Genomic DNA, 13398 nt, shown 5'->3' with positions numbered 1-13398 from the left:
AGCACCTGGGTGAAGAAGCCGATGTTGACGTCGACGTTGTAGTTGCCCGGCTTGAAGAAGATCGCGAACCGGCGGGCGTCGTACTGGCCCTGTTCTCGGGTTCCGCCACCAGTTCGCCGTGCTCCCAGATCCGGTAGCGCGGCGCGTGGGTGCGCACGTCCGCGTCCCGCTTGAGCGCGCTGACCGTCTCACCGGCGTCCAGCACGTCGAGCACCGGGCACGGTTTCGGGTTGCGGTGGGTGAAGAGGAGGAAGTCGTACGCCCAGTCCTTGGGGATGGCGATCAGGTTGGCCTGCGCCTGTCCCGGTGCCTTGCCCGCGGTCGTCATTCGAGCTCCTTGTTGACCGTCTCCGGCAACCAGATCAGTGCGATGACAGCGATTCCGTACGCCGCCGCTCCGAACAGCATCGCACCGCCGATGCCCAGCCGGTCGGCCATGAACCCGACCAGGCCGGGGAAGACGGCGCCGAACGCCCGGCCGAAGTTGTAGGTGAAGCCCTGTCCGGTGCCGCGCAGCCGGGTCGGGTAGAGCTCGGACAGGTAGCTGCCGAACCCGCTGAAGATGGCGGACATGCAGAACCCGAGCGGGAAGCCGAGGAACATAACCAACGTGTTGGCACCGTTGGGAATCTGCGTGTAGGCGACGATCAGCAGTGCGCTCGCCGTCGCGAACAGCACGAAGGTCTTCTTGCGCCCCAGGTAGTCCGTCAGATAGCCGCCGCTCACGTACCCGATCCACGCGCCGGTGATGAGGAACGCGAGGTATCCGCCGGTGCCGATGATCGTCAGGTGGCGACCGGTCTGAAGGAACGCCGGCAGCCACGTCGCGAGCGTGTAGTAGCCGCCCTGGACACCGGTGGCGAGCAGCGCTGCGAACAGCGTGGTCTTGAGCATGCCGCCCTGGAAGATCTGCGGGAACGTGCCCTTCTGGTTCGCGTGGGCCTTGGCCTCCGGCGCGTCGTCGACGTTGCGGCGCACGTAGAAGATGAGGATCGCGGGCAGGGCACCGGTCCAGAACATGATCCGCCACGACCACGCCGGGTCGGCCAGTGAGGCGACCAGGGTGTTGACGATGACGGCGAGGCCCCAGCCGACCGCCCACGCGCTCTGGATGAACGCCACCGTGCGGCCGCGGTACTTCGGCTTGCAGTACTCGGCCACCAGGATCGCCCCGGCCGCCCACTCGCCGCCGAAGCCGAGTCCTTGCAACGCGCGGAAGATCAGCAGCGTCTCGTAGCTCGTCGCGAAGCCGCACAGCACGGTGAAGAACGCGTAGGCCGCGACCGTGATGATCAGCGTTCTGGAGCGGCCGAACCGGTCCGCCATCACGCCCGCGATGGCACCGCCGATGGCGCTCATCAGCAGGGTGGACGTGCCCAGCAGGCCGGCCTCTGCCTTGGTGAGGCCGAAGTAGCCGGAGATCGCGACCAGGCTCAGCGGCAGGACCCAGTAGTCGTACGAGTCCAGCCCATATCCGCCGAACGCGCCGACGAACGCGCGCCTGCCCTTCTGGCCGAGACTGCGGAACCAGGCGAAACGGCCTGTGTCCTCGGTCGTGGTCGTGCTCATGGGACACCTCGCAGCGTGGTGGAGGAGTGGTCGAGTGTGATGCGGACCTCAGTGACTAGCACTGTAAGGATTGTTCAACAATCCCACAAGACCACAATTCAACGATCCGACAACGGGCGGAACACCTCCAGGGCCGTGTGGATGTCGGCCTTCAGTTCGTCGATCTGCTCGTCGGACTCGATGGTGCCCAGCCGGTCCACCGCGCGCACGAAGACGTGCAGCAACCCGTCGGTGAGCGTCCTGGCGGTGATGAGGCCGAACTCCTCGGCCCACGTGTCGGCCAGCGCGCTCGACCACTCGTCGGCCAGTTCCAGCAGGTGCCTGCGCAGGCCCGCGTCCGAGGCGACGAGCCTGGGCATGCCGCCGGGGCTGCGGATCGCTCGCCGCGCCGAGTCGTCCAGGACGGCCGTCGTCAGCCAGTCCGCGTAGCCGGCGAGGTCTGTTGCCCGTTCGAGCAGGGCTTCCCGCAGCTCCAGTGCCCGATCGAAGACAAGGCTCTCCTTGGTGGGGAAGTGGTTGTAGACGGTCTGCTCCGACACCTCCGCCGCCTCGGCGACCTCGATCATCGTCACCGCGCGGAACCCGTTGCGCGCGAACAGCTCCGCCGCCCTGGCCGCGATCACCGCCCGAGTCTGTGCCTTCTTGCGTTCTCGCAAACCCGCCACACTCACTCCTTCGTTAGGGTTACTCTAATCTTATGGTTACCCAAGTGAGTTATCGCAGCACGGGCACCGGACCGGGTCTGGTGGTCGTCCACGGTGCCCTGCAGTCCTCGACCGTTTACGAGAAGTTCGCGGAACTGCTCGCGGACGAGTTCACCGTCCACGTCATCGACCGGCGCGGCCGCGGCGAGAGCGCACCGCACGCCGCCGACCACAGCCTGAAGACCGAGGTCGAGGACGTGGCGGCCGTCGTCCGGGAAACGGGCGCTCACCGGTTGTTCGGGCTGAGCTCGGGCGCGGTGATCGCGCTCGAGTCCGCGCTGAGGATCCCGGAGGTCACGCACGTCGCCGCCTACGAGCCGCCCATCACCGCGCCCGGTCTCAAGGACCACGTCTTCGAGCGGTTCGAGAAGGAGGTCGCCGCTGGGAAGAACGCCGAGGCGATGGTGACGATCCTGCTCGGCCTGGAGGTCGGACCGCGCTGGCTGCGCTGGCTGCCGCGCCCGCTTCTCCTCGCGCTGACGCGGAAGCTCGCGCAGGACGACGAGGAGGACCTGACCGCCCTGCTGCCGACCGTGCGCTACGACTTCGCGGTCGTCGACGAGGGCAGCAAGAACCTGGAGCGGTTCAAGGCGCTCAAGGCAGGCACCGCGCTCATGGGTGGCTCGAAGTCCGCGCGCTACCTCAAGGACGCGCTGGCGATCCTCGACACGATCATTCCCGGGACGACCAGGACGGAACTGCGCGGAGCCGACCACGGCAGCCCGACCGAGGGCCCGCAGCTCGTCGTCCCGGAGCTCAGGAAGTTCCTCAGTTCGGGTTCGGCACGTGCCCGAACTCGGTGAGCGGCACGGGAACGGCCTTCAGCGCGCTGAGAATGCCGGTCTCGCGGTGCAGCATCCGCCTCACCAGCCGCAACCGTCGTGCCGGTGAGGTCTCCTCCAGCAACCGCTGCCGGTCGTCGACCGGCAGCAGGCAGTCCGCGGCCAGCAGGTACGACAGCGCACCCAGTTCGACGTCCTCCGCCGGCGCCGACCAGTCCTCGCGGTGCCACGCGGCCCCGCAGTACCGCTCGTGAGCCGCGCGGGCCCCGCGTTCGAGGATCGGCACGACCTCCTTCGCCGCCTCGGGCACCGGTGAGTCCTCCAGGTACTCGACGCGGCCGAGCAGGTACGGCGCGGTCGTGGTGTCGACGTCCACCAAGCGGAAACGCTTCACCCCGCGCGTGACGATGTCGAACCGGCCCTCGGGCAACGGGCGTGCGTCGAGCAGGTCGGCTGAGCAGCCGATGTCCTTGAGGGAGCCGATGTTGTCGGCGCCCACCTCCCAGCCCTCCTTGATGCACACGACCCCGAACCTGCGGCCGGACAGGGTTCCGGTCATCAGGTCCACGACGAGCTGGCGGTAGCGCGGCTCGAAGATGTGCAGCGGCAAAGACGCCCCTGGCAACAGCACCGTGCCCAGGGGGAAGAGCGGAAGCGTCTCGGCCACGCGTCCACGTTACGGGCTGCCACTCCCGCCCGCCGGACGGCCTGATCCCGGCGGTCTCAACACGGCGAACGGATCAGTCACCTTGATTCCCTTGGCGCTGAACCGGAACAGTGCGGCCGGACGGCCACCGGACGGGCCGGGTGGAGCGGTGCCACCCGTCGGTTCCAGCAACAACCGCCGCGACAGCACCCGTTGGAGGTTCGTCGCGGACACCCGGTAACCCAGCGCGGCCGAGTAGTGGTCGCGCAGCAGTGAGATCGTGAACTCCGGTGGCGCCAGGGCGAAACCGAGGTTCGTGTACGACAGCTTCGAGGCGAGCCGATGCCGTGCCCGGTGCACGATCGAGGCGTGGTCGAACGCCATCGGAGGGAGCGTGTCCACGCAGTGCCACTCGGTGTCCGACGGGCGTTCCGGATCGGCGTCGGAGGGGACCAGACCGAGGAACGCCGTCGCCACGACACGAGGGCCGGGAACACGGTCCGGTGCGCTGAAAACCGCGAGCTGCTCGACGTGTGACAACTGTCGCACGTCGACTTTCTCGGTCAGCTGACGGCGGATGGAGGTCTCCACGTCCTCGTCCACCCGCAGCTCTCCACCCGGCAGCGACCAGCGGTGAGCGTGTGGCTCCCGTGCGCGCTCCCACAGCATGACCTGGAGTGACGCACCTCTCACCCGCAGCACAGCTGCCAGAACTTCATGCCCCACGCCCGCCACTCGGCTGATACTATCGGCCACGTTTTCGACCAACAGGCGAAAACCTGGATCCGAGGAGGCAGCGATGGTCGCTACCGCAACCGTGGAGCGAACCGCGTCAGGTGTGTTCGGTGGAGTCGAGCCGGACGCCGCGTGGCGTGACGAGGTGTTGCGCCTCGCGAAGGAGCGGGACGCCGTCATCCTGGCGCACAACTACCAGCTGCCCGAGATCCAGGACATCGCCCACCACACCGGCGACTCGCTCGCGCTGTCCCGCATCGCGGCGCAGTCCGACGCGCAGACCATCATCTTCTGCGGCGTGCACTTCATGGCCGAGACCGCGAAGATCCTGGCGCCGCAGAAGACCGTGCTGATCCCGGACGAGCGCGCGGGCTGCTCGCTCGCCGACTCGATCACCGGCGCCCAGTTGCGCGAGTGGAAGGCCGAGCACCCCGGCGCGGTCGTCGTGTCGTACGTGAACACCACGGCCGAGGTGAAGGCCGAGACGGACATCTGCTGCACGTCGTCCAACGCCGTCGACGTGGTGCGCTCGATCCCGGCCGACCGCGAGGTGCTGTTCTGCCCGGACCAGTTCCTGGGCGCGCACGTCAAGCGCGAGACCGGCCGGGAGAACCTGCACATCTGGGCGGGCGAGTGCCACGTGCACGCCGGCATCAACGGCCCTGAGCTGGCCGAACGCGCAGCCGCGAACCCGGACGCGGATCTCTTCATCCACCCGGAGTGCGGTTGCGCGACGTCGGCTCTGTACCTGAGCGGCGAGGGCATCGTCCCGGCGGAGAAGGTCAAGATCCTCTCGACCGGCGACATGATCACCGCGGCCCGCTCGACGAAGGCGACCAAGGTGCTCGTCGCGACCGAGGTCGGCATGCTGCACCAGCTGCGCAAGGCCGCCCCGGAGATCGACTTCCGCGCCGTCAACGACCGCGCGTCCTGCGCCTACATGAAGATGATCACTCCGGCCGCGCTGCTGCGGTGCGTGCGTGAGGGTCTGGACGAGGTGCACGTCGACCTGGAGACCGCCAAGCGGGCCGAGGGTGCCGTGCAGCGCATGATCGAGATCGGCCAGCCCGGCGGCGGTGAGTGATGGCCGCGCGCTGGGAGGCGCGTGCCGACCTGATCGTGGTCGGCACGGGCGTGGCGGGGCTGACAGCCGCGCTGCACGCCCGTGAGCTGGGACTTCGCGTGCTCATCGTCACGAAGGCGGCGGGCGACGACGGCAACACCCGCTGGGCTCAGGGCGGCGTCGCCGTCGTCATGGAGGACCAGCACGATCCCGGCGACTCCGTTTCGCGGCACATCGACGACACGCTGACGGCGGGCGCGGGTCTTTGTGACGAGGCGGCGGTCTCGGCGATCATCTCCGACGGACCTGAAGCCGTTGCCCGGTTGCGTGAGCGCGGTGCCGTGTTCGACGCGCGCCCGGACGGCCTGCTGGAGCGGACCCGCGAAGGTGGGCACAGCGCGTTCCGCGTCGTGCACGCCGGTGGTGACGCGACGGGCGCCGAGGTCGAGCGTGCGCTTTTGAAGGCCACTGTGGACGGACGGGTTCCCCTGCTGGAGAACCACGTCGCGGTCGACGCGGTAAAGACGCCGCTGGGTGCGGTGTGCGGACTGCTGGTTCTGGACGGCAACGGCGTGCCCGGTGTGCTGTCCGCGCCGGCCGTTCTGCTGGCCACCGGTGGTCTCGGCCAGATGTACCAGGCGACCTCGAACCCGTCGGTCGCCACGGGTGACGGTCTGGCGCTGGCGTTGCGTGCCGGTGCGCTGGCCGCGGACGTCGAGTTCATCCAGTTCCACCCGACCGTGCTGTACACCGGTCGTGGCGCTCGTGGCCGCTGCCCGCTCGTCACCGAAGCCGTGCGCGGCGAAGGCGCCGTGCTGATCGACGCGACCGGCGCGCGCGTGATGAAGGGCGTGCACCCGCTGGAGGATCTGGCTCCGCGCGACGTCGTGGCAGCCGCGATCACCCGGCACATGGCTTTGGAACCCGGCGGCATCGACGACCACGTGTTCTTGGACGCGACATCGTTGCACGACATGGCTTCCCGGTTCCCGACCGTGTACGCCGCGTGCGTCTCGGTGGGCATCGACCCTTCGGTTGACCCGATTCCTGTCGCCCCGGCGGCCCACTTCGCCTGCGGTGGTGTGGTCTCCACGGTCGACGGCCGCACCGGCGTGACCGGTCTGTACGCGGTCGGTGAAGTCGCTCGCACGGGCCTGCACGGCGCGAACCGGTTGGCGTCCAACAGCTTGCTCGAGGGCCTGGTCTGCGGCACTCGTGCAGCCGAAGCCGTGGCCTCCGATCTCGCTCTCGGGCTGGTGATCCCTGCTCGTACGCCTGAGGTTTCGCTGCCTTTCGCCCCCGTGGCGGACCGCGACCTGCTTCAGCGCGTGATGTCCCGCTACGCCGCCATCGGCCGCGACGCCGAGGGCCTCGCCGTGGTCGGTTCGGTGCTAGACGTGTCCACTGTGGACAAGCAGCTGGAGTCGCGTGAACTGGTGGAGGACGCGGCTCTGACCATGGCCGCGCGCGCTTTGATCGCTGCTGCCCAGGAACGCACCGAGTCGCGCGGCTGCCACGTCCGCACAGATTTCACCGAGCGTTCCGAGGCGTGGCAACGCAGTCAGCTCGTCCGGCTCACCCCGACCGGTCAGCCCGTGCTGGCCGATCCTGTTCTCGCAGAGGGTGTCGCATGACCATCGATTTGGCCAAAATTGATTGGGACGACGCGAACCGGGTCATCCAGTTGGCGTTGGAAGAGGACCTCCGCTACGGCCTGGACGCCACCACGTTGGCGACCGTGCCGGAGAAGTCCGTGGCGACCGCGGAGATCACACCCCGTTCCGAGGGCGTGCTGTGCGGCGTTTCCGTTGCACGTACGGCTTTCCAGCGCTACCTGCCCGAGATCGAGGTGCTCTCGGAGGCCGCCGACGGCGACAAGGCGGTTCCCGGCGAGCCCGCGCTCGTGCTGACCGGCCCGACCCGCGGCCTGCTCACCGTCGAGCGCACGGCGTTGAACCTGATCTGCCACCTGTCCGGCATCGCCACCCAGACCGCCCGCTGGGTCGACGCGATCGAAGGCACCGGTGCTTTCGTCCGCGACTCCCGCAAGACGTTGCCGGGCCTGCGGTTGCTGCAGAAGTACGCGGTCAGGGTCGGCGGCGGCGTGAACCACCGCATGGGCCTCGGCGACGCGATCCTGATCAAGGACAACCACGTCGCCGCGGCGGGCTCGGTCGGCGCGGCGATCCGCGCGGCCCGCGCACATGCTCCTGAGCTGCTGATGGAGGTCGAGGTCGACAGCCTGGAACAGCTCGACGAGGCGATCGCCGAGGGCGCGGAACTGGTGCTGCTGGACAACTTCACGCCAGAACAGTGCGCCGAGGCCGTTGCCAGGAGGCCGGCGAACGTGAAGCTGGAGGCGTCCGGCGGACTCACGCTGGACGTGGCCCGCCGGTACGCCGAGACGGGCGTCGACTACCTCGCGGTCGGCGGTCTCACGCACTCCTCGCCGTCACTCGACCTCGGCCTGGACCTCCGCTAGCGGCCGGTACCGCTCCACGCCGACGTGCTGGACGCCGGGGAAGTTCTGCACCCGGCGCCAGTCCGCGGTCTTGGAGCCGACGCCGTTGCTGCCCGCCGACACCGCGTCGACGTGGTCCTCGGCGCTGACCCACTCCGCGTAGTTGATGACGCGCTTGCCGTCGTCACGGATGTGGAACGCCGCCGAGACGCCGCCGGGGTGCGGGTTCGGCTCGCTCGCCAGTGCGACGAACACCGAGTCGACCCACGCCCGCGCGGTGGCCTCGTCGGCGGTGTCGACCGTGACGAGGACGACGCAGCCGACCGGCTTGTCACCGCGCGGGTCGCCGGACCGGTAGAGCGTGTAGCCGTCGAGTTCCTTGCGGTTGCGGACGAATGAGGGCAGCTCGGGAAGAGTCATGCTCCTGATCCTGTGAGCTCGACCTAGCTGGAGGTCAAGCTCATTCGAACGAACAACCGGGATTCGGCTCGTCGCGCGACAGCGGCGTACCCGCCGGGTTCACGTACAGCACCTCGAGCACCATCGGTTCGGTGCCGAGATTGCGCCCGATGTGCACGTGCGCCGGCTCCTCGATCAACGTGTCCCCGCGATGGTGCACGAAGGTCGTGGTGCAGTCGGACATCGTGCGGGTCAGCACGCCCTTCTTGACGGCGGCGTAGAGCGTGCCGTCGTGGTGGTGCCACCCTGTCGCGCCACCAGGTGCGACGGTGATCTCGCGGAGGGCGTAGTCCTTGTCGCCGACCGACCACTTGGCGATGTCCTTGGCGGTCACGCCGTGCGAAGGCGTCGCCGAGGCAACGCCGGAGAACAACAGCAAAGCGGCCACTACAGCCGAAACGATGCGCATGGAGGTCAACGTAGCCGTCGGTTCGCCAGCACCGGCAGGACCTCCCGGGCTTGTTCCACCGTCGTCACGTCGAGATCGACGATCGAGACTTCCGGCTGGTCCGAGAGCTGCGCGACGACGTTGCCGAACGGGTCCGCGACCGTCGAGTACCCGATGCCGGTCGGCGCGGAAGAACCCAGCTCACCGGGGTAGGCCTGCCCGCACGCCACGACGAACGACGTGCAGTCCAACGCGCGCGCCCGCACCAGCAGCTCCCACTGCTCCTTCTTGCCCGGCCCGGCACCCCACGACGCGCCGACCAGCACGGCAGATGCACCTTCATCGGCCAATGCGCGGAACAGTTCGGGGAAGCGGATGTCGTAACAAGTGGCGACACCGAGAGTCACGCCGTCGAGTTCGAACGTAAGAGGAGAGCTTCCGGGGGCGACCGTGCGCGACTCCTGGAACCCGAACGCGTCGAACAGGTGGATCTTGTCGTAGCCGACGTGGATGTCCGGCCCGGTCACCAGCAACGTGTTCGTCACGCGGTCACCGGACGGCGTGAACATCCCCGCCACCACCACGACGTCGTGCTGAGCGGCGATCTCGTGCACCGCGGACGCCCACGGCCCGTCCAACGGCTCCGCAACGGGCCCCAGCGGCACCCCGAACCGGCACATCGTCGCCTCGGGCAGCAGCACGACCCGCGCGCCGTCCGCCCTGCGCACCGCGTCCCGGACGAGCTCCAGGTTGGACCGGGGATCGGTGGTGGAGCTGATCTGACTCACAGCGATGCGCATGAGGATCACTGTAGGGTCCGGAACCGTGCGTCTCCCACTGCTCCTAGTCGTGTTGCTGGCCGTCGCGGGCTGCACCGAGACCGCCGCACCCCGCCCGGACGGTGGCACCAACGGCACGTCCATCGTGCTCGCCGACCGCGACGAGCCGACCACGCTGAACCCGCTGCTGGGCTACGGCGCGCAGGGCGTCTCCAAGATCTACGACGGCCTGGTCGAGCACCGCCAGGACGGGTCGCTCGGGCCTCAGCTGGCCGCCGACCTGCCCGAACCGGCCGCGGACGGGCTCAGCTGGACGGTGAAGCTGCGCGGCGACGTGAAGTTCACCGACGGCAGCACGTTCGGCGCCGAGGACGTCGTCGCGACGTACACCGCCGCGCTGCAGAACCCGGTCAAAGAGCGGTTCGGCACGTTGAAGGCCGTGGAGCAGGTCGACCCGTCCACGGTCCGCTTCACCCTCAACCAGACGCAGGCGGCGTTCCCGCACCTGCTCACGCTCGGCATCCTGCCCAGCGAGCAGGCCAAGCCGGACGGTTCGCCGGTCGGCACCGGTCCGTACAAGGTCACCGAGTGGAAGAAGGGCGACCGGCTGCTGCTGGACGCCAACGAGACGTACTTCGGCGGCGCGCCCAAGGTCAAGAAGCTGACCGTCGTGTTCGTGACGGACGACAACCAGCGCGCGCGCCGCATGCAGGACGGCGAGTTCGACGGCACGGTGCTGCCGCCCAAGATCGTCGCGTCGTTCGCCAGCAAGTCCGGCCTCACCGTCCAGTACCACCACAGCGCCGACTACCGCGCGGTGCGGCTGCCCGTGGCCAACGCCGTCACCGGCAACGCGGCCATCCGGCTCGCGCTGAACTACGCCACGAACCGCCAGGGCATGATCGACGACCTGCTCGACGGCAAGGGCACGATCGGCTACACGCCGGTGCCGGACGCGCTGGCCGAGGACTTCGACCCGACCGCGAAGTTCCGCTACGACAAGACCGAGGCCGCGCGGCAGCTCGAGGTGGCCGGCTGGGTCGCCGGTGCGGACGGCATCCGCGTCAAGGACGGTGTGCCCGCCCGGTTCACGTTGATGTACCCGCTGGGCGACGACCTGCGCGCCGACCTCGCGACGGCGTTCGCGGCCGACGCCAAGGCCGTGGGGGTGGACGTGCAGCTCGCCGGGCTGTCGTGGGAGGCGATCCGGCCGCGGATGGGCGCTGACGCGCTGCTGTACGGCGAGGGCTCGCCGTTCGACCCCGATCTGATGCTCTACGACCTGCGCGGTCAGGGCAGCCCGGCGGCGGACGCGGCGCTGGAGAACGGCCGCAGGCTGATCGACCCGGCGCAGCGGGCGGTGGCGTACAAGCTCTTCCAGCAGGCGTTCGTCGCGGCGCCGTCGATGGTCGTGCTGGTCTTCCCCGAGCACGCGTACGTGATGCGCGACTCGTGGAACGGCTACCAGCCCGTGGTCGACCCGAACTCCTACGGCGCGTTGACCTGGGGTCCGTGGTGGAACCTCGAGAAGTGGGAGCCTAAGTAGTCACGCGGTTGATCTCGCGGACCGCTCGTTCCGGGTCGTCCGCCCAGAACTCGACCCGCTTGACCCGCTTGGGGCCCGTCTTGCCGAGATCGACCAGCTGCGGCTCGCGGAACGGCACCGCCACGTTCGTCTTGGTCAGCGACTGGATGACCAGGGCGTCGCCGACGACCTCGACCGTCCGCTGACCCTTGTGGGAGCGCTCCGCGATCTGTGCGGTCGTGAGGTCCGCGGTCGGGATGCGCCAGTCGAAAAAGCCCAGCTGCCGCAGCCGCAGCTCGTCCTCCGTGATGGTGTGCGGTTGGCGGTACAGCACGTAGAGAGCGCCCACACACACGATCGCGTTCAGCACGCCGAGCACGATCAGCGTGATGAGCAGCCACGGGATGTCCAGGGCAAACGCGACCAACGCGATCCCGATCGCCGTGATGATCAGGAACCGCACGTACCGCGGCCGCATGCGCTTGCCGTAGGGGATCTCCACCATGCGGCCGAGCCTATTTCCGCAGCGCGCGCACCATCTCGTCGGGGTTGTCGGCCCAGAACTCGATCTTGGTGACATGGTGTGCGCCGCGCCGGCCGAGGTCGATCTCCTGCGGTTCGTTCAGCTGCACGCGAACGTTGGTGGAGTTGGAGATCTCCAGCACGAGCGTTCCGTCCACAACGGACCGCGTCTTGTTCAGCGACCGGCTGGTCATGCCCTGCGTGACGTGCTCGATGGCGTTCAGCGGAATCCGGTACTCGAACTCACGCGCATACCGCAGCCACAGGTGCTCGTCGTCGATCTCGTGCTTGAACTTGTAGAGCATCCACAGCAGCCAGGCGAGCAGCAGCGCGCTCAGCAACCCGAACACGAGCAGCACGGCTCTGAGCCAGAACCACGGCACGAGCAGGTCCACGAGCAGGATTTCCACGGGTGTGAGCACGAGGAAGACCCACAGGAGCGGCCGGACCTGAGCGCTGTACCCGAACGAGCGATCCCCCATGTCCTCGATAGTGGCAGAGTCGAGCGGGTGAGCGACCTGATCTTTTTGGACAGCGCCGGTTCGTCGATCCCTCCCGCTCCCGTCGTGGACGAGGTCATCGGCCATCTGCGGCGGGAGACCGAGATCGGCGGCTACCGCGCCGCCGCGGAACGCCGTGATGACCTGGAGGCGGGCTACGGGGTGCTCGCTGAGTTCTTCGGGTGTCACCCGTCCGAGGTCGCCTTCACGGACAGTGCAACTCGATCTTGGCTGGCGGCGTTCGACGCGGTGCCCCTGACGGCCGGGGACAGAATTCTTGTCACCGAGGTCGAATACGGTGGCAATGCGATCCCGGTCCTGCGTCGTGCGGCGGAGGCCGGGGCGGTCGTCGAAGTCATTCCGTCCGACGTCAACGGACAGGTCGACGTCGACGCCCTGAACCTTGACAACCGAGTCAAGCTGATCTCGCTCGTCCACGTGCCGACGAACAGCGGCTTGGTCAATCCCGTCAACGAGATCACCGCGGCCGCTCACTCGGTCGGCGCTCTCGTGCTGCTCGACGCCTGCCAGTCGACCGGCCAGCTCGATCTGCGGGGCCTCGACTACGACATGTTGGCGTGTACAGGTCGTAAGTGGCTCCGCGGACCGCGCGGTACCGGCGCTCTGGTCGTGCGCGACGAGGTGCGGGCCAGGCTCCGCCCGCGTCTGGTGGACCTGCACAGCGGCGTGTGGACCGGGCCCATGGAGTACGAGCTGCGCGACGACGCTCGGGTGTTCGAGCTGTGGGAGTGCAGCATCGCGGACCGGCTCGGCCTGATCGCGGCCGCGCGCTACGCCCTGGACAAGGGGCTGGACGTGATCGAGGCCGAGGTCGCGGACCGTGCCAAGCGCTTGCGCGAGGGGCTGCGGTCGATCCCCGGCGTCACCGTGCAGGACCTCGGCGAACGGCAGTCGGGCATCGTCACCTTCACGTCGGAGCGTGTGCCGGCGATGGAGGTCAAGGACCGGCTGTGGGCCGACGGCGTCGCGGTGACGGTGTCCCAGCGCGGGTCGACGATGATCGACATGACCAAGCGTGGCCTGGACGAAGTGGTGCGGGCCTCCCCGCACTACTTCGTCACTCCTGAGGAGATCGATCAGGCGTTGGAGAAGATCAGCCGGGCCACCACGTCCGGCTGATGATCAGCAGCGCGGCTCGACTTCAGGCCTGGCGTGCTGGCTTCAAGACGGTCCCGGATCCCGAAATCAGCGGCCGGACGAGGTGGTGCGGGATGTCCCCGCACCACCTCGTGACTCCTGAGGAG

At 68.5% G+C, this 13398-nt stretch carries 15 protein-coding genes and 1 pseudogene; 6 read left to right on the top strand and 10 right to left on the bottom strand.

The genetic code is table 11. The features are described 5' to 3' along the window. From ABZX92_RS09660 to ABZX92_RS09650, 3 genes and pseudogenes are all read right to left on the bottom strand, one after another. A pseudogene (locus ABZX92_RS09660) lies at positions 1-328 on the bottom strand (hypothetical protein); the annotation flags it as partial. Further along, positions 325-1569 carry an MFS transporter gene (locus tag ABZX92_RS09655; protein ID WP_355555838.1) on the bottom strand — a complete coding sequence of 415 codons (1245 nt, stop codon included), beginning with the start codon at positions 1567-1569 and terminating at the stop codon, positions 325-327. The pseudogene ABZX92_RS09660 and the gene ABZX92_RS09655, both read right to left, overlap by 4 nt. 98 nt (positions 1570-1667) lie before the next feature. Continuing rightward, positions 1668-2234, bottom strand: a complete 567-nt coding sequence (locus tag ABZX92_RS09650; RefSeq protein ID WP_355555836.1) for a helix-turn-helix domain-containing protein — start codon at positions 2232-2234, stop codon at positions 1668-1670. Between the two features lie 44 nt (positions 2235-2278). Here ABZX92_RS09650 and ABZX92_RS09645 point away from each other — a divergent pair, with 44 nt between their 5' ends. Next, complete coding sequence (locus ABZX92_RS09645) at positions 2279-3076, top strand: alpha/beta hydrolase (RefSeq protein ID WP_355555835.1); 798 nt, start codon at positions 2279-2281, stop codon at positions 3074-3076. Here ABZX92_RS09645 and ABZX92_RS09640 read toward each other — a convergent pair. Next, the gene (locus ABZX92_RS09640; RefSeq protein ID WP_355555833.1) at positions 3042-3722 is read right to left on the bottom strand and encodes an LON peptidase substrate-binding domain-containing protein; all 681 of its coding nucleotides are present in this window, start codon (positions 3720-3722) and stop codon (positions 3042-3044) included. The two genes, ABZX92_RS09645 and ABZX92_RS09640, sit on opposite strands and share 35 nt — an antisense overlap. Positions 3723-3731: 9 nt before the next feature. Further along, complete coding sequence (locus ABZX92_RS09635) at positions 3732-4400, bottom strand: NUDIX domain-containing protein (protein WP_355555846.1); 669 nt, start codon at positions 4398-4400, stop codon at positions 3732-3734. 100 nt (positions 4401-4500) lie between these two features. Between ABZX92_RS09635 and nadA the strand changes: the two genes are divergently transcribed. From nadA to nadC, 3 genes are read left to right on the top strand one after another with little or no spacing between them, the layout of a single operon-like run. Further along, positions 4501-5520, top strand: a complete 1020-nt coding sequence (nadA, locus tag ABZX92_RS09630; protein WP_355555831.1) for a quinolinate synthase NadA — start codon at positions 4501-4503, stop codon at positions 5518-5520. Continuing rightward, positions 5520-7133: an L-aspartate oxidase gene (locus ABZX92_RS09625; protein ID WP_355555829.1), complete on the top strand. Its 1614-nt coding sequence runs from the start codon at positions 5520-5522 to the stop codon at positions 7131-7133. The genes nadA and ABZX92_RS09625 overlap by 1 nt, the downstream gene beginning before the upstream one ends. Beyond that, positions 7130-7981 (top strand): carboxylating nicotinate-nucleotide diphosphorylase, encoded by an 852-nt coding sequence (nadC, locus tag ABZX92_RS09620; protein ID WP_355555827.1) that lies wholly within the window; start codon positions 7130-7132, stop codon positions 7979-7981. The genes ABZX92_RS09625 and nadC overlap by 4 nt, the downstream gene beginning before the upstream one ends. Here nadC and ABZX92_RS09615 read toward each other — a convergent pair. The 3 genes from ABZX92_RS09615 to ABZX92_RS09605 are packed head-to-tail and all read right to left on the bottom strand — an operon-like array spanning position 7952 to position 9607. Then, positions 7952-8380, bottom strand: a complete 429-nt coding sequence (locus ABZX92_RS09615) for a hypothetical protein (protein ID WP_355555825.1) — start codon at positions 8378-8380, stop codon at positions 7952-7954. The two genes, nadC and ABZX92_RS09615, sit on opposite strands and share 30 nt — an antisense overlap. A gap of 40 nt (positions 8381-8420) precedes the next feature. Beyond that, the gene (locus ABZX92_RS09610) at positions 8421-8828 is read right to left on the bottom strand and encodes a cupin domain-containing protein (protein WP_355555823.1); all 408 of its coding nucleotides are present in this window, start codon (positions 8826-8828) and stop codon (positions 8421-8423) included. 5 nt (positions 8829-8833) lie between these two features. Beyond that, on the bottom strand, positions 8834-9607 hold the full coding sequence (locus ABZX92_RS09605) for a carbon-nitrogen hydrolase family protein (RefSeq protein WP_355555821.1): 774 nt from the start codon (positions 9605-9607) through the stop codon (positions 8834-8836). Positions 9608-9632: 25 nt separating this feature from the next. On the opposite strand from ABZX92_RS09605, the gene ABZX92_RS09600 reads away from it, so the two are divergent. Next, positions 9633-11132 carry an ABC transporter substrate-binding protein gene (locus ABZX92_RS09600; RefSeq protein ID WP_355555820.1) on the top strand — a complete coding sequence of 500 codons (1500 nt, stop codon included), beginning with the start codon at positions 9633-9635 and terminating at the stop codon, positions 11130-11132. Here ABZX92_RS09600 and ABZX92_RS09595 read toward each other — a convergent pair. Both ABZX92_RS09595 and ABZX92_RS09590 read right to left on the bottom strand, forming a co-directional pair. Continuing rightward, on the bottom strand, positions 11125-11616 hold the full coding sequence (locus ABZX92_RS09595) for a hypothetical protein (protein ID WP_355555818.1): 492 nt from the start codon (positions 11614-11616) through the stop codon (positions 11125-11127). The two genes, ABZX92_RS09600 and ABZX92_RS09595, sit on opposite strands and share 8 nt — an antisense overlap. A 10-nt stretch (positions 11617-11626) precedes the next feature. Beyond that, the gene (locus ABZX92_RS09590; RefSeq protein WP_355555816.1) at positions 11627-12115 is read right to left on the bottom strand and encodes a hypothetical protein; all 489 of its coding nucleotides are present in this window, start codon (positions 12113-12115) and stop codon (positions 11627-11629) included. Between the two features lie 27 nt (positions 12116-12142). Between ABZX92_RS09590 and ABZX92_RS09585 the strand changes: the two genes are divergently transcribed. After that, complete coding sequence (locus ABZX92_RS09585) at positions 12143-13273, top strand: aminotransferase class V-fold PLP-dependent enzyme (protein WP_355555814.1); 1131 nt, start codon at positions 12143-12145, stop codon at positions 13271-13273. Positions 13274-13398 lie beyond the last annotated feature (125 nt).

Source organism: Lentzea sp. NPDC006480, assembly GCF_040611995.1.
Lineage (GTDB): Bacteria > Actinomycetota > Actinomycetes > Mycobacteriales > Pseudonocardiaceae > Lentzea.
This window is presented reverse-complemented; position numbering and strand designations above follow the sequence as displayed.